Raw genomic sequence first — 17,961 nt, forward strand, 5'->3', positions numbered from 1 at the left:
GTCCATCTCCCCGCGGGGACAACGATTTTCGCGGCTGGTCGGGTGTAGGTCCGAAGACTTTTGCGGTGGCGCGAGACGGAAGCGACGCAGCCACTTTTTCCCGGGGAATGATTTCGGCCAACATGTGAGCGGCGGCGAGGTGTCTTCTTGGGCGAAGTGTCCGCTCAGCGGTCACACCATCTCCCTGCGGGCTGAACGTAGTTGAGATCCGTACGGGGCTTTATTGCGCCTCCGGCGCCGCTCTGAGGACCTGTCGAACCAGCCGCCGCCGCACCCGCCGCACCGGCCCCCCGCGGCGGTGCGCGCGTCGCCGCGCGCCCACGGGGCGGCCCTGCCGATAGCGCCCCGCCGGTCGCCGCGCACTGCCGGGTCGGGCGTCCGCGCCGCCGTGAACGGGCCGGTCGGGCGCCGCCCGACGGCCGTGGAGCAAAGGCGTGGGCCCCGCCGAATGCTGCGCGTGCGGGCCGTGTGCCCGGCACTTCGGAGCGGCCCTATCGCCCCGTCAACAGGCCATATCCGGCCAGGTGGCCGATGGTGCCACCCCGACGGTGCCCGGTGGCGGCGCTTGCTGTGCCGGCTCCGGGCATCGGTCGACCGGACCGGCGGGCGACGCCTGCGCGCGGACCCGCCACCGGTGCGCCGCCGACCGGTCCCGGCGCCGGCGTACCCCGCTCACCGGCGCACGAGCGGCGCGGCGGGCGGCGCCCGCCCGGACCCGGATTGCAGGGCCGGAGCGGGCGGTGATCTTCAGGTCGGGCGGGGCAAGCGCTGTCAAAGAACGTCGGCTACGGCAGCCGTACGCCAAGTGCACCGTTCCGCGGCTGAATCCGACTTGGCCGGTAAGCGTCGGTGTAGTCGCACGTGACACCGGCAATAGTGTGAACACCGGTGTCGCCTTGCCCCTGGCGACTACCGTCCCCCACCGCACGTATGCAGCGTGTCATGGCCCAACGCCGTGCCACGCCCCGACGGTTCGCCGTCTACCCGAGGACGCACCGACAGCGATGAGGGCATCTCATGCGCCAGTGGCACTCTGAATTTCAAGCGAGATGCTGGTACGACGACGCGGTCACGGTCGTCGAGCTCCACGGCGAGATCGACATCGTGGCCGCCGAGGCACTCGCGCCCCGGCTCCGCCGGCTGACCGCCGGCTCGGGCCACGAGGTCATCGTCGACCTGAGACCGGTCACCTTCATCGATTGCAGCGGCCTCGGCATGCTCTGCGTCCTGCACGAGCGGCTGATCGCCCGCGGGCGCCGGCTGCGGGTGGTGGCCACCCGGCCGCTCACCCTCAAGATGCTGCGGCTGACCGGACTGCACCGCGCCTTCGTGGTGCACGGGTCGCTGCGCGAGGCGCGCAGCGCCACCGGTCTGCCGCTGGCCCCCAAGGCGCCCGCGGGACGCGGCGCGGCGGGCGCCGGCCGCACCACCGTGGACGCCGCCATCGCCAGCCTCATCCCGTACCAGCGCTCCCGGCCGCGCCCCGGCACCCAACCGGCCCCCTCTGCGGGCGATGGGTGAGTCGCACTAGCGGCGCCGCCGCCGATGCGGTCTCCTGGAGCGGAACTCACGGACGAAGAGGGCTGCGGTGGAGAAGAAGCAACGCCGGGCGGCAGCGCTGTGCGCCGCACTGACGACCGTCCTTGCCGTGGCCGTCGCCGGCTGCGACGACAGCACCGAGACGGAGGACGGCACCTCCCCGCTGACCGGGCTGAAGGCACCAGCGGCGCCGGTGCTCGCGGTGAAGATCGACAACGTGGGCCCGGCACGCCCGCAGACCGGCCTCGGCGCGGCCGACGTCGTCTACGTGGAGCGCGTGGAAGCCGGCCTGTCCCGGCTGATGGCCGTCTACTCCTCGCACCTGCCGCCGCGGGTCGGCCCGGTCCGCAGCGCCCGCGAAACGGACCTGGAGCTGCTGCGCCAGTTCGGTGAGCCGGCCTTCGCCTATTCGGGCGCCCAGTCCAAGCTGCTTCCGCTGGTGAAGGACGCCCCGGTGCACGCGGTGCCGCCGGACGAGGCCCCCGACGCCTACCAGCGCGGCCGGGACCGGCCGGCCCCGCACAACCTGTACCTGCGGCCCGAGCGTGCCCTCGCCGCGGCGGAGGACGCCGAGGACGCGCCCGACATCGGGTTCCGCTTCGGCGCGGCGCCCGCCGGAGGCCGCGCCACCCCCTCGTACACCGTCCGCTACCCCGCGGCGGCCATCACCTTCACCTGGTCGGGCGAGCGCGCCCGCTACCGGGTCGCGATGGACGGCAGCGCCGTGCCGGTCGCCGACGGGCAGGGCCGGGGGCCGGCGACCGTCGTCGTCCAGGGGGTCACCATCCGCGACTCCCGCTTCCACGACCGGGCCGGCAGTGCCACCCCCTTCACCGACACCACGGGCGAGGGCCCGGCCCTGGTGCTGCGCGACGGCAAGGCCCACCAGGCCCACTGGGAACGCCCGTCCGCCACCCGCGGCACCGAGTTCACCACCGCGGACGGCGAGCGCCTCGACTTCGCCCGCGGCCCGGTGTGGGTGGCGTACGTGCCGCGGGACGCGGTCCCGTCCGGCGCCGCGGGCAGCTCGCGCTAGCCGTACGGACCGCCGGCCGTACGGGAAGCGCCGGCGGTACGAGGGCGCCGGCCGGGAGAAGCGCCGGCGTGCGGAAGGGGTGGCCGTACGGAGTGGGGGAGCGCGGTGGCGGTCGGGTGGGCGCCGTCCCGGGTGGGGGAGCCGCGGCCGGCCCGGAACGGGGGCGTCTTCCGGGTGCCGGGGCGGCGACGGGGGCGGGGGGTTCGACGTCGTGCGGTTCGGTGCGCGCAGTAGGATCGGCGGCGCTGCACTGACGATGGATACCGCTGGTAGGAGGCTTTTCATGGCGCAGGTTACGTTGAAGGGGAACCCGGTTCAGGTCACCGGCGAGCTGCCCAAGCCCGGTGCCCAGGCGCCGGCTTTCACCCTGGTCGGCGAGGGGCTGGCGGACACGTCCCTCAGCGACTTCGCCGGTCAGCGCAAGGTGCTGAACATCTTCCCGAGCGTGGACACCCCGACCTGCGCGAAGTCCGTGCGTGAGTTCAACGCCCGGGCCGGCAAGCTGGACAACACCGTGGTGCTGTGCATCTCCGCCGACCTGCCGTTCGCGCAGGGCCGGTTCTGTGGTGCCGAGGGCCTTGAGCAGGTCAAGACCCTGTCCACGCTGCGGGGCCGCGCGTTCCACGAGGACTACGGCGTCGCGCTCGCGGACGGCCCGCTGGCCGGTCTCGCCGCGCGTGCGGTGGTCGTGCTCGACGAGAACGACAAGGTGCTGCACGCGGAGCTGGTCGGAGAGATCGCGGACGAGCCCAACTACGACGCCGCGCTCGCCGTCCTGAGCTAGTACGCAGGGCAGGGGACCGGCAGCCGGCCGGCCCAGAGCGGGGCCCCGCCCCCGGCCGAACCAGGCCCGGGCGGGGCCCCGTTGCGTACCCGTAGATCCAGCGCGCCCGCCGCCTGCCCGGGGCTTGCCGCGCCCGCCGTACGCCGCTGGCCGCCGCGCCTGTCCTACGTCCGGCGCCCGCGGCCCCCCCTCACAGCAGCAGGTCGATGAGGTGCGCGCCGCGGATGGTCAGCCGCAGGCGGACGGTGCGCCCCTGCCGCAGCCGCTGGACCAGGCCGGCGCGCTCCAGTTGCGCACAGTGGTAGGTGGCGGTGGCCGGGGAGCAGCCGAGGCGGTTGGCCAGGTCGGTCATGGTGGTGCCGCGGATGCTGTGCCGCAGGATCGCCGCCCGCTGCTCGCCGAGCACCAGCACCAGCGCGTTGGACGCCGCTGGCGCCTCCGCGCCGTCCCACAGAGGTACGAGCCCCGACGGCGGATAGCCGATGAGGGTGCCGGCCCGGACCGTGCACGCGGCCGTCGCCGTCCGGCCGGAGAACAGCGGCACGAGCACCAACCGGTCGCTCGGCTCCGTCGAACTGGGCGCGGTCGGGCTGCGGTGCAGCCGGGCGGGGTCCCTGAAGAACAGCGAGGAGTCGGCGAGTTCGCACTCCGGGCCGAGTCCGGTGAGGACGAGGTCGAACTGGTCGGTGACCAGTGCGGTGCCGATCCGCGCGGTCTCGCGGTCGCGGACGGCGGCCGTCCGCTGCCACAGCGGTTGGTACGCGCGCCAGATGGCCTCCTGGACGTGCGCCGCGGCGGCCGAGAAGACCAGCGGGTGCTCGTAGAGCCGCTCCCGGAGTGCGGACCGCGGGTCGGGGATGTGCGCGACCACCGCGCTCTGGACGGCCTCGGCCGACAGATCGCGGATGCGGGCGAGTTGAGCCTCGACGCCGCCCTCCGCGAACGGGTCGATGCCCGTGGTGAGCAGGCAGGGCAGCGGGGTGTGGGCGTGTGCGAACAGCGACTGGAGCAGGTGCGTGGAGTCGGGCGGCAGGGCCGCCCGGAGCCTGCGGCGGACGCGCGGCGGCACGCCCTGGGACGGGCCGCCGAGCAGATCGGTGAACAGGGAACGGACCGAGAACCCGGGGTGTGTGGAGACCCGCACGCTGAGCTGGTGTAACGCGCCCAACTTGAGCTGTGTCGCCGACTTCATGACGAACCACCTGCCAAAGGTGATGTGCCATCAGGAAGACTGTATGGCAGGGCCATTGGGTCCACCAGGATGGCCATAGCCGGCGGGGGTGGCGAGTACATCAGGCCGTGTCGCCCGTAGGGATTCGGTCACCTTTTCGACTGGGCGGGTGGGCTGGGGCGGGGCGCGTGCCGGGGAGCAGCCCGGGGCGCGGGCCGGAGGGCAGCCGTTTGGGCTGGCCGTGGTGGCCCGCCGCCCCGGCGGGCGGTGGGGCGAGAGTCGTGGGCCGAGGCCGTTCGCACCGGCGGGTGGTGGGCCGTGCTCCCGTACGGCCGGCCGGGCAGCGTCCCGGGCGGCGACCGCCCGTACCGGCAGGTGGCGGGTGAGCCGCTCCCGACGACCGTGGCGCGCCACGCGGGAGGGCGGCGCGCCACGGGGCGGCCGACTCGCTACGCGCCGAAGTACGCCTGCGCCGCCCGCACCCCGTCGGCCAACGCGTCCACCTCGTCCGGGGTGTTGTACACGTAGAAGGTCGCCCGGGTGGTGGCCGGGATGCCGAACCTGCGGACGATGGGGCGCGCGCAGTGGTGGCCGACGCGGACGGCGATGCCGCGTTCGTCCAGCACCTGGCCGACGTCGTGCGGGTGGATGCCGTCCACGGTGAACGAGACGGCCGAGCCGCGGTCGGTCAGGTCGCGCGGGCCGATGATGCGAACGCCGGGGATCTCCCCCAGCCGCTCGATGGCCCGCGCGGTGAGCGCGTCCTCGTGCGCCGCCACCGCCGGCATGCCCAGCGCCTCCAGGTACGCCACCGCAGCCGCCAGCCCCACCGCCTGCGCGGCCATCGGCACGCCGGCCTCGAACCGCTGGGGCGGCGGCAGGAACGTGGCGTGGTCCATCTCCACGACCTCGATCATCGAACCGCCGGTGAGGAACGGCGGTAGTTCGGCGAGCAGTTCACGGCGGCCCCACAGCACCCCCACCCCGCTGGGGCCGAGCATCTTGTGCCCGGAGAAGGCGAGGAAGTCGGCGCCGAGCGCGCGCACGTCCACGGGCCGGTGCGGCACCGACTGGGCCGCGTCCACCACCACGTACGCGCCCACCGCGTGCGCCCGCTCGGCGATCAGGCCCACCGGGTTGATGGTGCCCAGCACGTTGGACTGGTGCGAGAGCGCCACCACCTTGGTGTCGGCGTCGATCAGGCGCTCCAGGTCGGTGAGGTCGAGCCGGCCCTCGTCGGTCAGCCGGAACCAGTCGAGCCGGGCCCCGCTGCGCGCCGCGAGCTGCTGCCACGGCACCAGGTTGGCGTGGTGCTCCATCTCGGTGACCACGATCTTGTCGCCAGGGCCGAGCCCGCGCGCACCCGGCCCGGACGGCAGCGCCTGGCCGAGCCCGTACGCGACGAGGTTGATGCCCTCGGTCGCGTTCTTGGTGAACACCACCTCGTCGTCGGCGGCCCCGACGAACCCGGCCACCGCGTGCCGGGCCGCCTCGTACGCCTCGGTGGCCTCGCCGGCGAGCTGGTGGGCGCCGCGGTGGACGGCCGCGTTCCGGGTCAGGTAGAAGTCCCGCTCCGCGTCCAGCACCTGGAGCGGTTTGTGGGTGGTGGCGCCGGAGTCCAGGTAGACGAGCCGGGCGCCGCCGTCCATCGTCCGGTGCAGGATCGGAAAGTCGTCGCGGAGCTTGCCGACGTCGATGGCCACGGGGGGCACCTCCAGGGTTCTCACGCTTTTTGGTGTTGTTCAGCGTGAGGAACGCTAGACCTCCTCATGGAGAAGTGCAATCGTTAGCATGAGGAGGTGGATCATGACGCCCCCTACTTCCTGCACCAGCTCGCCGTTCCCGGCGAGGAGCGCTTCCCTGCGCTCGCCCTGGTCAACACCCGCTTCACGGTCAGCCACGGCCCGGTCGACCTGCTGGAGGACGCGGCGGCCGGGCAGTTGTGGCTGGTCCGCCACGGGCTGCTGCCGGATCGGGTGGCGCTCACCGACCAGGAGCTGGACCGGCTGCGGGAGTTGCGCGAGGCGGTGCGGGAGCTGCTGGCGGCCCGAGCGGCCGGGCGGGAGCCCGCGGCGGCGCGCCTCGTGACGCTGAACGCCGCGCTCGCCGCCGCGCCGCCCACGCCCCGCCTGGCCTGGACAGGGGAAGGGCCGCGCCGGACGGCCGAGCCGGCCGCGGGCGATCCGAGCGGTGCGGCGCTCGCCCAGCTCGCCGACGACGCCGCGGAGTTGCTCACCGGCCCGGACGCGGCCCAGCTCGCGGAGTGCGGCGCGCGGGGCTGCGCCCGCTGGTTCCTGCGCTCGCACGCCGCGCGCCGCTGGTGCACCACGAAGTGCGGAAACAGAGTGCGGGCCGCGCGACATTACGCGGCCCGCAAGGGGCAGTGACGGGGCCACTGGCGAAGAGAGCGGCACGCGACCGTAACGCCACCCAACCGCACGGTGAACCGCGCTGACCGCACTGGACTACACGACACGGTGCGGCGAGTCCGGCCGGATCGGCCGGCGGGCCGTGCGCCTCGGCCTCAGTCGGCCCGCTGGCCCATCAGTTCGGCGAACCCCGCAGGGTTGGTGTCGAAGCCGCGAATGGATTCCCGCAGGCCCCATTCACCGGCCTCGTTCCGCGTGAACTCCACAACGGTCACCGCCGTCGCCGATGCGACCGTGGAGAAGTCGTACTCGACGAGCTTGTCGTAGCCCTCCTGTATCTGCACGCCCGTGCCCTCCACCTCCCCGAACGTCTTGCGCCCGCCGCCCTGCTGGATGACGACGCCCACCACGACGCGGGCATAGGAATCCGAAATACGGTCGAATTCCAGGGTCATCACCTCATCCATGCCAAAACCCTGACCCGTCTTGCTGTCCCGGTTCAGGATGATGGTGCCGTCCGGTGAGCGGCTGCCGAAGTGCACCAGGTAGACGGGCTTCCCGTACGGCGCGTCGACGGAATAGGTAGCGGCGACGATATCGAGGTCATTGACCGGTTCACCCGCGGGACTCGGGTCCCATTTGAGGGCCACCTCGACTTTCTTGAGCCCTTTGTTGAGACTGCTCACGGAATTCCCCCTCGCGGAGCCAGGTAGAGAAAAGAACGCACCTCACGCCCAAGGGTATCCCCAGCGCGCACAGTTGACGGGGCGTGGGCCGAGCGGAGAACGGCCGCCCCCCGCTCCGGTGCTCGTACCCACGGACGACACCGACAGCCCTCGCCGTTGCGGGCGCCCGGCACGGGAGGGGGACGCGGCGGGAAGTGACCCCCGGGCCGTCACGCTGGACGGCCCGGAAGGCGCCCGGCCGACGGCCGTGGGACGGGCCCGCGGGGCCGGGCGGGCGGCGGACGGGCCAGCCGATGACGCACGACCCCGTGGCGCCGGGTAATCCGGTGGCCGGCCGGGCGTGCCGTGGGGCAGACTCACCCCCCGTGGCTCTGCAATCCGGCCCCCTGTGCACCCGGGGCTCCCTCACCGCGGAATTCCGAGCGCTCGGGGTGCGCCCCGGCGAGACCCTGCTGATGCACTCCTCGCTCCGCTCGCTCGGCTGGGTCTGCGGGGCCGCGCCCAGCGTGGTCGGGGCGCTGCTCGACGTGCTGGGCCCGACCGGCACGCTGGTGGTGCCGACCCACACCGCGGACAACTCGGACCCGGCCGGCTGGTCCAACCCGCCGGTCCCCGCCGACTGGTGGCCGCAGATCCGTGCCGAGACCCCGGCGTTCGACCCGCGGACCACCCCATCGCTTGGCATGGGCGTGATCGCCGACGCCGTACGCACCTGGCCGGGCGCGCTGCGCAGCGCCCACCCGCAGACCTCGTTCGCCGCCGTCGGCCCCGGCGCGCCGGCGATCGTGGCCGATCACGCGCTGGACTGCCGGTTGGGTGAGCGCAGCCCGTTGGCCCGATTGGAAGAGGCGGCGGCCCGAGTGCTGCTACTCGGCCCGGGTTTCGACCGGTGCACCGCCTTCCACCTGGCCGAGTACCGGATTCCGGGCCCGACGGAAGAGGTGTCCTTCGCGGTCGACACCGGGGAGGGGCGCAGGTGGCACAGCGTGCGCGAGACGTCGATCGACAGTGACTGCTTCGCCGAACTCGGCGCCGCCTTCGAGCGTGCGCACCCCGTGGTGCGCGGCGCCGTGGGCGCGGCCGACGTGCGACTGTTCCCGCTGGCCGACGCCGTCGCGTTCGCCGAGGGCTGGCTCACCGAGCACCGCCCGTACGTCCCGCGCTGACCGTCACTGCGCCCCGGGCTGACCCTGGCCGTACGCCCCGGGCCGACCACCCGCACCCCACGCAACCGGCCCGCGCCGGGGTCCCACCCGCACGGGCCCATCCACACCCGCGAACCACCCGCGTCACCCACCCGTACCCACCCACTCATGCCGCACGGGGCGACTCACACCCACGCCGCACGCCCACCCGCCTCACCCCAGCCACCCGTTCGTCGCCCTCCGTAGGCGGGGCGGTGCGCACAGCCGCGCCGGTGGGTGTGCGCACCGGCGCGGCTGCCCGCCCCGGAGGGCGGGGGAGGAGTGGTCCTAGGGGTGTTTGCCGGCGCGGGCCACCATGCCGGCGGCGACCAGGCCGCAGAGGCAGATGACGGCGCCGACGATGACGTTGTTCCAGATCATTCCGGTGTCGGGGTGGCGGGTGACCACCCAGGGCGACACGATCAGCCAGACGCCGATCGCGGCACAGGCGCCGCTGAGTCCACCCATCCGCTCCGGCGCCATGGTCAGCGCCAGGCCGATGACGGCCACCGCGATGCCCATGATCAGGTTGTTCAACGCGAGTTCGGACTCCGCGGCGGCGAAGTGGACCGTCCAGGCCGAGATGGCCGCGTACAACCCGGCGAGCAGCAGCAACCCGTCCACCGCCACCACGCTGGGCCGCCCTAGCATCCTGGCGTAGCGGTCTCGCATCTCCGATACATCCGGGTGATTCGCCAGATCAGCCGGGTGGTGCGAGACGTTGGCCATGGGTCTCGCCTCCTTTGGTTCGAGTCAATCCGGCCGCACCGTGCGGCATGCAACCGACTCCATTGTGCCCCTCTTTGTCCTCTATCGACAGGTGTCGCTGGGTTTGCGGCGCAGGGGATGGCGAGCGGCCCGGGTCGGGTGTGTAACCCGGGCCGTGCCAGTGGCCCACGTTGGGTGAGCAACCCGGGGCGGGCGGGTTGGTCGGGCCGGACGGGACGGCCCTGTGTGGTGTGGTCGGCCGGCGAGCCCGGTGGCTCACACCGGTGCCGAGGAGTCCTCCAGGAGCCGGGGCGGTGCGGCCTGGCGCCAGGAGTCCACCACGATGTCCCGCAGTTCCTGCTGGTCATCGAGGGCGGCGAGGCGTACCCGCACCCAGTTCGAGCTCGCCTCGTGCGCCGGCACCCAGAACTTGGCGGGCTCGGCCGCGATCAGTTCCTGGCGTTCGATCATGGGGCAGCGCACGGCGAACGACGTCTCGTCGTCCGGGATGGTGACGAACATCTTCCCCGCCACCCGGAACGTGGGCATGCCCCAGGCCAACTTCTCCGCGGTCTCCGGCAGGGAGAGCGCGATGCGACGCACATCCTCGGAATCGGTCATGCGCCATACGGTAATCGTGCCGCTCAGCAGGTGCCTGGCGGGTGGGTGCCGCCCTGTCCGCCGGCCAGCGGGCCGTCGAGCAGGGCGAGGTCGGGTGGCACCAGGGTGGTCGACTCCACCAGCCCCCGGAGCAGGTTGTGCTTGAGCGTGTTGTCGCTCGGCCCGTCGGGCTCGGTCCGCAACAGTTCGTACGGGAAGTCACCGGCCCTGGCCAGCCGCATCCGGACGGCGTCCACCCGATAGGCCACCTTGCGCTCGCCCCAGGGCGCCCCGCCCGTGAGGCAGCCGAGTTCGGCCGCGGCCTGCCGGTAGGACAGCGGGCGCGGCTCCGGCTCGTACAGCAGGTAGCGCTGGCCGAGGGCGACGAGGACCAGCCGTTCGTCGTCCGCGAGCGGCCAGCGCTTGGGCGCCAGCGTCCTGGCCCGTTGGCGCGGGGTGAGCGGCTGGTCGTAGTCGGTGACGTACAGCTCGACCAGGTGCTCGCGGTAGCCGGAGCCCTTGACGAACAGGGGGGTGTAGCCGGCCGCGATCGGTACCGGCTCCGAGCTGGTGTGCATGAGCTTGCCGCGGGGCAGGCGGACGAGCTGTTGGCCCTGGTTCCGCAGCCACCAGGCGCCCTCCCGGTAGGTCAGCTCGCCGTGCCGGCGGCTCACCCGCAGGTCGTCGTCGCCCACCGTGAGTTCCACGCCCGGCGGCTCGCCACGGCCGAACCGCAACACGCGGCCCGGGGTGGGCGCGATCTTGACGCCACCCCACAACGACCGTGCGTGCAGGGTGCCGGGCGCGGCCCGGGTGACCCCGCGGGCCAGGCTGTCGCGACTGTTCACAGGGCCTCCTAGGTTGGTTCCGGCACCACTGTGACCCAGCAGTTGGGGACCCCTCCCACGCGGCCGGGGGTACAAAGGAGCCGTGCTCCCGCACACCACCTCGGCCGTCGCGGCAAGGCACCCGGGGTTGCCCCCGTGCACCAGGGTCAACTGCTCAGCGGGGGGAGCCCGGCGGCGGCCGAGGTGGCGAGGTCCGTCGCCATGGTGCACAGCTCGTCCATGGCCCCGGCGCCATCGACGACGACGTACATGGCTTCCCTACCGCTCCGACCGCGGTGGTCGGTGTACTCGCGGTGCTCCACCCGGACCCGGCAGGCGTCCTCGTCCCCGCCGCCCGGCTCCACGTACGCGGCGTGCCCGCTGAGCCTGGTGTGCCGGGCCCGCGGTTCCACCTTCGTCTGGCCGCGGTCGAAGCGCAGTTCGGCCGAGGTGTTGGAGGTGGTGCTCTGCCACTCGCACTCCCAGTTGCCGTACCCGACGTCGGGGTCGGCGGCGTCGATGCCCGGCACGGCCGACAGGGCCCGCGCGTCCAGCAGGGTGCAGGCGTCGAGCCGTTGCAGCGAGTCCGCCGGCGGCTGGGTGGTGCGGCGCGGGATGGGGCCCTCGTCGAGTTGCTTGGCCACCAGGGTGGCGGTGGCGTCGGCCATCGCGCACAGCGGTGCCGGCCCGTCCTCGGTCTCGTGGGCGGTGATGTAGATGCTGTACGGGTCCGGGCCGCTGGGCAGCACCGAACGGGTGCACTCCTCGTCGTCCGCCGATACTTCGCCCACCCCGATCCGGCCGACCGTGCGGGCGCGGGGTGCCACGTCGGACGGCGGGTCGTTGCTGAGGTCGAGCTTGACGTCCACCTCGCTGGTTTCGCTGTGCCGGACGATGACGTCGCACCGGTCGAAGTTGCCGTAGTACCGGTCGAGTTGGGCCGAACCGAAACGGCTGAGGGCCTTGGTGTCGAGGAGTGCGCACGGGTCGCTCTCGCGCTGGTCGACCGGGGTGCCCTGGGCCGCTTGCGGCGGTGGTGAGTGCCTTGGCGTCGACGGGCCGTCGGAGCCGTCCCCCCAGCCGCGCGCGGCCCAGACCAGGACGAGGAGGGCGGCCACGACCAGCGCCCCGACGGCCGTCATCCCGGGGTGGCGCCTGATCGGCACGGCGAAGGCGGCGAGGGCACGGGCTCCCCCGGTACGGGCTTCCCCGGTACGGGCTTCCTCGGCCGGGGTGGCTCCGGCTCCTGCGCCGGCCGGGTCCTGGCCTGAGCCTGTGGGCCGTACGGGGGGACCTTGAGCTGGGGCCTGTTGGGTGGGGGTTTTCGGGGTGGGGGCCGCTTGCCCAGCGGCGTCGGCGGATTCCGGTACGGCGTCCGGGGTGGCGGGTGGCGCGGCGGGCTCGGGCGTGGCGTCCGCAACGGTGTGCGCGGGCGGGGGTGAGGGTGTGGAGTCCGGGGCGGCGGGTGTGGTGCGTACTGCTCGTGCGGCGTCCGGCACGGCGGGCTCAGGCGTAGACGTGGGTGTGGGTGCGGGGGTGGCGTCCGGAGCCGTGTGCGCGGGTGTGGGTTCCGGTGTGGCGGGTGCGGTGGCTCCGGCGTGTGCGGCGTCCCCCTCGGGCGCCGCCGCCTCCGTGGCCTTCCGCGCCGTGCCCCCGAGCCCGGCCGCCTCTGCGAACCCGCGCCGCACCTCCTCGGCGGTCGGGCGCTGGTGTGGCAGGGGTGCGAGCATCGCCCGCAGCAGTTCGTCCAACGGGCCGACGGCTGCGTCCAGGCGCAGCGCGCCCCGCCGCTGTCGCTGTCGCAGCCGCTGCCGCCAGGCGTGGTCCGCGGTCTCCTCGGCCGGGTGCGCGGACCTGCTGTCGTCGTCCGCGGACTCCCCGTCGTGCGCGGGCTCGCCGGCGTCGTTGCCGTACCCCTCGCCCTCCGGCCAGTCGGCGATCTCGTACGGCGGCTGCCCGACGATCAACTCGTAGACGGTGGCGCCGAGCGAGAAGACGTCCGACGCCCGCTTCGGGTTGCCCTGGACGACCTCGGGGGCCGCGTAGTCGGGGGTGTAGGAGACGCCGTGGTTGGGGGTGATGGTCTCGCCGTTGAGACGGTACGCGGAGTCGAGGTCGGTGAGCTTGGCGGTGCCCTCCTCGTCGAGCACGATGTTGCCGGGCTTGACGTCGCAGTGCACGATCCCGGCGGCGTGCAGGGCGGTGAGCGCGTGGGCGATCTGCGCGCCGATGCGGGCGGCGTCGCCCGGACCCATGGGTTCCCGTCCGGCCAGGCTGCCGCCCGCCGCGTACTCCATGACCAACCAGCACTCCGTGGTTCCCGCTTCGGTGACCCGGACCGCGTCGAAGAGGGTCACCACGTGGGGGTGCTGCCGGAAGGTGGCCAACGCCCGTGCCTCCGCGCGGAGATGGGTGAAGTCGTCGTCGGCTGCGACGGCGTGCCCCATCCGTACCCGCTTGAGCGCCACCTGCTGCCCGACCAAGGTGTCCTTGGCCAGCCAGACCTCGGTTCTGCCGCCGGGCAGGGGGCCGCCCTTCAACTCGTACCGTCCGTCGACGCGGTCACCCATGCGCACTGTGCTTCCCCTCAATTCGGAGCCGACCGTGGCCGGTTGTGCGCACCGAAGGTACTGCGTGGAACGGTGACGGCAAGGAGCCTTTGGGCCGGCCGGACCGGGCAGAAACGGTCCTGCGGACCGGGCCGGGGCGTTACGTACCCGTTGGCCCCACGCGTCCGGGGGCCGCGGGCCTGCCGGCGGGACAACGGCGGGCCGGTGCGGTCCAAGGTGTGGATGCCTTGGTGTCTGGAGGGTGAGACGGGGCACGGGGGCGCACAACGCGCATCGGTCGCGCGCCGGGGCGGCTCTCCCCGGCTCCCCTCGGGCCCGCGCCTTGCGGGCCACGTGCCGCCCGCGCCCCGGTCAACCCGCTGTACGGAACGAGACGCCGAACCGGTGACCCGCGGCCCCCGCCCCGGGGCGCGTGGCGGGCCCGGTGTCGGCCGCGGGGCGCCGGCACTCGCGGTGTCGGAATCAGCCGGGGGGTGCGGGCGAGGGCGGCACCGGTGCCAGTCGGTAGGCCGCGCCCTCGCGTCGTACCAGGCCGGCGGTGGGCGGCGGGAAGTGGGTGCCGAGCAGCAGGGTGTCCGTGTCGGCCAGCGTGTCGAGCAGGCGCCGCCGGCTGGACCGGGCCCGTTCCGGGTCGACGTCGACACAGCTTTCGACGGCGGGGTGGGCGAGTTGGACGGGGTGGTGGATGCAGTCGCCGGTGATGACGGCCGTGGCGGAGCCGCTGCGCAACTCCACGGCGAGGTGGCCGGGGGTGTGGCCCGGGGTGGGGAGCAGCCTGATGCCCTCGGTGAGCGCGCGGCCGGTGGCGGGGACGTCGACCAGGTCGAGTTGCCCGGCGTCCGCGACCGGGTGGACGGAGTCCCGGAACATCTGTCGCCGCGCCCCGTCCATCTGCACGCCGGCCCAGTGTTCCCACTCGGCGCGGGCCGTCACGTACCGGGCGCGCGGGAAGGTGGGACGCCAGGCGCCGCCCTGTGCCCGGGTGTTCCAGCCGACGTGGTCGGTGTGCAGATGGGTGAGGAGTACGAGGTCGACCGCATCGGGTGGGAAGCCCGCGGCCTCAAGTCGGGTGAGGTAGTCGGTGTTCAGGTCGTTCCACGCGGGGTTGGCGCGCGGTTTGCCGTTGCCGATCCCGGTGTCCACCACGACCCGCAGCCCGCCGATCCGCACGGCGAAGCTGTGGCTGGCCAGGCGCAGCGTGCCGGGCCCGGTGACGAAGTCGGGTCGCAGCCAGGGTGTTTGGGCCACGAGCTCCGGGGTCGCGGCCGGCAACAGCCAGGGGCCGGTCTCGGGCGGTAGCGCGGTCTCGTCGATGCGGTGGATGTGCAGGTCACCGACGGTCCACCCGGGTGTGTGGGTGGGCGGCTCGGGGAGGTGGGGCATGGCGGGAGGACCTCGGGGTGGTGGGTGGATGGGGGTGGGTGTGGTGCTGGTGGTGGATGGGTGTGGGGCGGTACTCGGTCGGGTGTGAGTGGTGCGGTGGGCGTGGGGGTTCGGGGGTGTGTGGGGACGCGCCGGGTGGGGGCGCGCTGCGGGGCCATCCCATCCGTCGGTGCCCCGGGCGTGCAGCCACTCCCAGTCGTCGGGCTCGCCCCGGCCCAGGATTCACCCCGGCCCAGGGACCCACTTCCGGCCCGGCGGCCCCCACCGCCGGATGCGGGTGGCGCGGCCGTCCCAGGGACGGGCGGCGCGACCGCCCGGGCCGCAAGAGCGGGGCAAGACGCCTGGTGGTGCCGGGCGGAGAGGCTGCATCGAACAGTTAAAGCGAAGGATTTGCGTTAGTGGCACGCTAGCTCCTACGGTGGGCTAACGCAAATTCTTCGCTTTAAGGTCAGGTGGTGGCGACCACCATCCGTCACCCACCCGAAAGGCCAGCCATGAGCTCCCCCGACCTCACCCCGCAGGAGGCCGCCCGCTGGGCGCTCCACGCCGGGCACCCGCTGGACGAGGCGCAGCACGCCGCGGTGGCCGCCACCGCACAGCAGATCCAGGCGGTCATCGCCACCCTGCGCGAATTGGACTTCGGCGACACCCACCCGGCCGCCAACTACCACGCAGCGTCGGAGGCCGTCGATGGAACCCTTTGAGCTGACCCTCACCGAGGCGGCTGCCGCGCTGCGCCGCGGCGAGCTCTCCGCGACCGAGCTCGCCCGCTCCGTGCGCGAGCGCGGCGACGCCGTCGAGCCGCACTTGAACGCCTTTGTGGCCCGTACGCACGAACGGGCCGCTGCCGCAGCGGAGTTGGTCGACACCGAGTTCGCGGCCGGCCGGCACCGCGGCCCGCTGCACGGCGTGCCGTACGGGCTCAAGGACCTCTTCGACGTCGCCGGGCTGCCGACCACCGCCAGCTCCCAGGTGCGCGCCGGACACCGGGCGGCGGCGGACAGCGTCATGGTGAGCCGGCTGGACGCGGCCGGCGCGGTGCTCGTCGGCAAGACGCACACCCACGAGTTCGCGTACGGGCTGACCACCCCGCAGACGCGCAACGCCATCGACCAAAGCCGGGTCGCCGGCGGTTCCAGCGGTGGTTCGGCGGTGGCGGTCGCGGCCGGTGCGGCCACCTTCGCACTGGGCACCGACACCGGGGGTTCCGTCCGGGTGCCCGCCGCCCTCAACGGGCTGGTCGGTCTGAAACCGACCTACGGGCTGCTGCCGCGCACCGGGGTCACCTCGCTGTCCTGGTCGCTCGACCACATCGGCCCGCTCACCCGGACGGTGCCCGACGCCGCCCTGGTCCTCGCCGCGCTGGCCGGCCCCGATCAGGGCGACCCCGCCAGCCTGCTGCCCGCCGGACCGGGCACCGGCCTCCCGTACGCGCAGGACGCGATGGGCACGAATGACGCCGGCGCGATCGACGCAGCGGACGGTGCCGGGCTCCGCGGGCTGCGGCTCGGCGTGCCGACCAGCTATTTCTTCGACCGGATCCACCCCGAGGTCGAGACCGCGGTGCGGCGGGCCATCGAGCGGCTGCGCGCGCTCGGCGCCACCGTCATCGAACTGCCGATGCCCATGGACCGCCACGTCCGGGCCATCCACTGGGGACTGGTGGCCCCGGAGGCCACCGCGTACCACGAGCAGACCCTACGCACGGACGCCGCCGCCTACGGCCCCGACCTGAGGGTGCTGTTGGAGGCCGGGGCGCTGGTCACGGCCGCCGACTACCTGCGCGCGCAGCGGGCGCGCACCCTGTTCAGGGAGGCGTGGGCCCGCGTCTACCAGCAGGTGGACGTGGTCGTCGCGCCCACGGTGCCGATCACCGCGGCGGCCGTCGGGCAGGAGTACGTGGAGTGGCCGGACGGCAGCACGGAGAGCGTCGCGGACGCCTACGTGCGGCTGAGCGCGCCGGCGAACGTGGTGGGCATGCCGGCGCTGACCGTGCCGGTCGGCCGGGACGCCGCGGGCCTGCCGATCGGCATGCAGCTCATGGCCGCACCGCTGGCGGACGCCACCGCACTGCGCGTCGGACGCGCGTACGAGGCGGCCCACGGCACCCCTGTACAGCCGGCCGCGCTGGTCGGCTGATCCGTGCGGCCCGGTCGGCGCCACCCGTGCGGCAGTGCACGACGATGGCCGCCGACCGGGCCGGGTCCGCGGCCGTGACCAGCCACGACGGTCCGGCCGGCCACGAGGACCCGGCAGTGACCGGAGTTAAGGTGTGGGCATGAGCTCCAAGCCCAAGGCGCGTCCTGGCGGGCGCAGTGCCCGGGTGCAGGCGTCGGTGCACGCGGCCGTGCGCGAGTTGGAGGCCGAGGCGGGGCGCGCGGCACTGAGCGTGCCAGCGATCGCGGCGCGCGCCGGCGTCACCCCGTCGACCGTCTACCGCCGCTGGGGCGACCTCCAAGAGCTCCTGTCGGACGTGGCGGTGGAGCGGCTGCGCCCCGACGAGCCGCCCCGGGACCGCGGCAGCCTACGGGCCGATCTGACGGCCTGGGCCCAGCAGTTCATCGAGGAGATGGGGTCGCCGACCGGCCGGGCCTACGTACGGGACGTGCTGCTCGGCGACCCGGCGGGCGACAACGCCGGCCAGTGCTCCGCCTACAGTGCCGACCAGATCGGCACCATGCTGGCCCGGGCACACGCGCGCGGCGAGACGGTCCCCACGCTCGAAGCGGTGCTCGACCTCGTGGTGGCGCCCATGATGTACCGCATCCTGTTCCGCCCCGGCGGGCTGACCAGCGACTACGCCGAACGCCTCGTTCTTGCGGCACTGGCCGCTCCCGAGCAACCCACCGGCTGACCGCGCCCGGGCCGCCCGCAGCGCACGCGCGGTGCCGGCCGGGTGCTGGCGGGTAGGATTTCCGGGCGTGGACCGGCGGTCCGGCAGATCCGGACCCCGTACCGGCCGGCCCGTTCGGCGCCCCCGTCAACCGCCCGCGGCGCGGCCTCCCGTACGGCCGGGCCCGGGCACCGGCAGCGGGACGGCCCGCAGCCGACCGGGCCCACATGCCGAGGCCCCGCCGGCGTAGCCCCGTCTCAGGGCGTGCCGG

16 protein-coding genes are annotated in these 17,961 nt (G+C 73.9%); 8 read left to right on the plus strand and 8 right to left on the minus strand.

Annotated features, from left to right (window positions below; all coding sequences use genetic code 11):
• Positions 1–1,017: 1,017 nt before the first annotated feature.
• The 3 genes from ACMA1D_RS12595 (at position 1,018) to tpx (ending at position 3,359) form a co-directional block, all read left to right on the plus strand.
• Positions 1,018–1,521: an STAS domain-containing protein gene (locus ACMA1D_RS12595; RefSeq protein ID WP_414723999.1), complete on the plus strand. Its 504-nt coding sequence runs from the start codon at positions 1,018–1,020 to the stop codon at positions 1,519–1,521.
• Positions 1,522–1,588: 67 nt separating this feature from the next.
• Positions 1,589–2,575 carry a DUF3048 domain-containing protein gene (locus tag ACMA1D_RS12600; protein ID WP_414724000.1) on the plus strand — a complete coding sequence of 329 codons (987 nt, stop codon included), beginning with the start codon at positions 1,589–1,591 and terminating at the stop codon, positions 2,573–2,575.
• Between the two features lie 283 nt (positions 2,576–2,858).
• Positions 2,859–3,359 (plus strand): thiol peroxidase, encoded by a 501-nt coding sequence (tpx, locus tag ACMA1D_RS12605; protein ID WP_414724001.1) that lies wholly within the window; start codon positions 2,859–2,861, stop codon positions 3,357–3,359.
• A 190-nt stretch (positions 3,360–3,549) separates the two neighbouring features.
• Here the strand turns inward: tpx and ACMA1D_RS12610 are convergent, their stop codons facing one another.
• Together ACMA1D_RS12610 and ACMA1D_RS12615 are read right to left on the minus strand one after the other, a co-directional pair.
• Positions 3,550–4,551: a winged helix-turn-helix domain-containing protein gene (locus ACMA1D_RS12610; RefSeq protein WP_414724002.1), complete on the minus strand. Its 1,002-nt coding sequence runs from the start codon at positions 4,549–4,551 to the stop codon at positions 3,550–3,552.
• A gap of 428 nt (positions 4,552–4,979) precedes the next feature.
• Positions 4,980–6,233 (minus strand): cysteine desulfurase, encoded by a 1,254-nt coding sequence (locus ACMA1D_RS12615; protein WP_414724003.1) that lies wholly within the window; start codon positions 6,231–6,233, stop codon positions 4,980–4,982.
• Positions 6,234–6,329: 96 nt separating this feature from the next.
• On the opposite strand from ACMA1D_RS12615, the gene ACMA1D_RS12620 reads away from it, so the two are divergent.
• Positions 6,330–6,917 carry a CGNR zinc finger domain-containing protein gene (locus ACMA1D_RS12620; protein WP_414724004.1) on the plus strand — a complete coding sequence of 196 codons (588 nt, stop codon included), beginning with the start codon at positions 6,330–6,332 and terminating at the stop codon, positions 6,915–6,917.
• A gap of 137 nt (positions 6,918–7,054) precedes the next feature.
• Here the strand turns inward: ACMA1D_RS12620 and ACMA1D_RS12625 are convergent, their stop codons facing one another.
• Positions 7,055–7,585 carry a TerD family protein gene (locus ACMA1D_RS12625; RefSeq protein WP_414724005.1) on the minus strand — a complete coding sequence of 177 codons (531 nt, stop codon included), beginning with the start codon at positions 7,583–7,585 and terminating at the stop codon, positions 7,055–7,057.
• A gap of 365 nt (positions 7,586–7,950) precedes the next feature.
• Between ACMA1D_RS12625 and ACMA1D_RS12630 the strand changes: the two genes are divergently transcribed.
• Entirely contained in the window at positions 7,951–8,751 is an 801-nt protein-coding gene (locus ACMA1D_RS12630) for an aminoglycoside N(3)-acetyltransferase (protein ID WP_414724006.1), read from the plus strand.
• 306 nt (positions 8,752–9,057) lie between these two features.
• Here the strand turns inward: ACMA1D_RS12630 and ACMA1D_RS12635 are convergent, their stop codons facing one another.
• The 5 genes from ACMA1D_RS12635 to ACMA1D_RS12655 form a co-directional block, all read right to left on the minus strand.
• Positions 9,058–9,498 (minus strand): SPW repeat protein, encoded by a 441-nt coding sequence (locus ACMA1D_RS12635; protein ID WP_414724007.1) that lies wholly within the window; start codon positions 9,496–9,498, stop codon positions 9,058–9,060.
• 255 nt (positions 9,499–9,753) lie between these two features.
• A complete protein-coding gene (locus ACMA1D_RS12640; protein WP_414724008.1) occupies positions 9,754–10,098 on the minus strand; it encodes an MmcQ/YjbR family DNA-binding protein in 345 nt (114 codons plus the stop codon).
• A 23-nt stretch (positions 10,099–10,121) separates the two neighbouring features.
• Positions 10,122–10,925, minus strand: coding sequence for an FHA domain-containing protein (locus tag ACMA1D_RS12645; RefSeq protein ID WP_414724009.1), 804 nt, complete (start codon positions 10,923–10,925; stop codon positions 10,122–10,124).
• 146 nt (positions 10,926–11,071) lie between these two features.
• The gene (locus tag ACMA1D_RS12650) at positions 11,072–13,474 is read right to left on the minus strand and encodes a protein kinase domain-containing protein (protein WP_414724010.1); all 2,403 of its coding nucleotides are present in this window, start codon (positions 13,472–13,474) and stop codon (positions 11,072–11,074) included.
• A gap of 462 nt (positions 13,475–13,936) precedes the next feature.
• Positions 13,937–14,857 (minus strand): MBL fold metallo-hydrolase, encoded by a 921-nt coding sequence (locus tag ACMA1D_RS12655; RefSeq protein WP_414724011.1) that lies wholly within the window; start codon positions 14,855–14,857, stop codon positions 13,937–13,939.
• Between the two features lie 494 nt (positions 14,858–15,351).
• On the opposite strand from ACMA1D_RS12655, the gene ACMA1D_RS12660 reads away from it, so the two are divergent.
• From ACMA1D_RS12660 to ACMA1D_RS12670, 3 genes are all read left to right on the plus strand, one after another.
• Positions 15,352–15,561: a hypothetical protein gene (locus ACMA1D_RS12660; RefSeq protein WP_414724012.1), complete on the plus strand. Its 210-nt coding sequence runs from the start codon at positions 15,352–15,354 to the stop codon at positions 15,559–15,561.
• Entirely contained in the window at positions 15,548–16,996 is a 1,449-nt protein-coding gene (locus ACMA1D_RS12665) for an amidase (protein WP_414724013.1), read from the plus strand. The genes ACMA1D_RS12660 and ACMA1D_RS12665 overlap by 14 nt, the downstream gene beginning before the upstream one ends.
• A gap of 139 nt (positions 16,997–17,135) precedes the next feature.
• Complete coding sequence (locus tag ACMA1D_RS12670; protein ID WP_414724014.1) at positions 17,136–17,711, plus strand: TetR/AcrR family transcriptional regulator; 576 nt, start codon at positions 17,136–17,138, stop codon at positions 17,709–17,711.
• The last annotated feature ends 250 nt before the right edge of the window (positions 17,712–17,961 follow it).

The organism is Streptomyces sp. 796.1, assembly GCF_047525675.1.
Taxonomy (GTDB): Bacteria; Actinomycetota; Actinomycetes; order Streptomycetales; family Streptomycetaceae; genus Streptomyces.

Bases quoted from the DNA above. Each gene is read 5' to 3' on its own strand.
- ACMA1D_RS12635 (WP_414724007.1), bottom strand. From the start codon at position 9,498: ATGGCCAACGTCTCGCACCACCCGGCTGATCTGGCGAATCACCCGGAT.
- ACMA1D_RS12670 (WP_414724014.1), top strand. From the start codon at position 17,136: ATGAGCTCCAAGCCCAAGGCGCGTCCTGGCGGGCGCAGTGCCCGGGTG.
- ACMA1D_RS12650 (WP_414724010.1), bottom strand. From the start codon at position 13,474: ATGGGTGACCGCGTCGACGGACGGTACGAGTTGAAGGGCGGCCCCCTG.
- tpx (WP_414724001.1), top strand. From the start codon at position 2,859: ATGGCGCAGGTTACGTTGAAGGGGAACCCGGTTCAGGTCACCGGCGAG.
- ACMA1D_RS12660 (WP_414724012.1), top strand. From the start codon at position 15,352: ATGAGCTCCCCCGACCTCACCCCGCAGGAGGCCGCCCGCTGGGCGCTC.
- ACMA1D_RS12595 (WP_414723999.1), top strand. From the start codon at position 1,018: ATGCGCCAGTGGCACTCTGAATTTCAAGCGAGATGCTGGTACGACGAC.
- ACMA1D_RS12655 (WP_414724011.1), bottom strand. From the start codon at position 14,857: ATGCCCCACCTCCCCGAGCCGCCCACCCACACACCCGGGTGGACCGTC.
- ACMA1D_RS12610 (WP_414724002.1), bottom strand. From the start codon at position 4,551: ATGAAGTCGGCGACACAGCTCAAGTTGGGCGCGTTACACCAGCTCAGC.
- ACMA1D_RS12665 (WP_414724013.1), top strand. From the start codon at position 15,548: ATGGAACCCTTTGAGCTGACCCTCACCGAGGCGGCTGCCGCGCTGCGC.
- ACMA1D_RS12640 (WP_414724008.1), bottom strand. From the start codon at position 10,098: ATGACCGATTCCGAGGATGTGCGTCGCATCGCGCTCTCCCTGCCGGAG.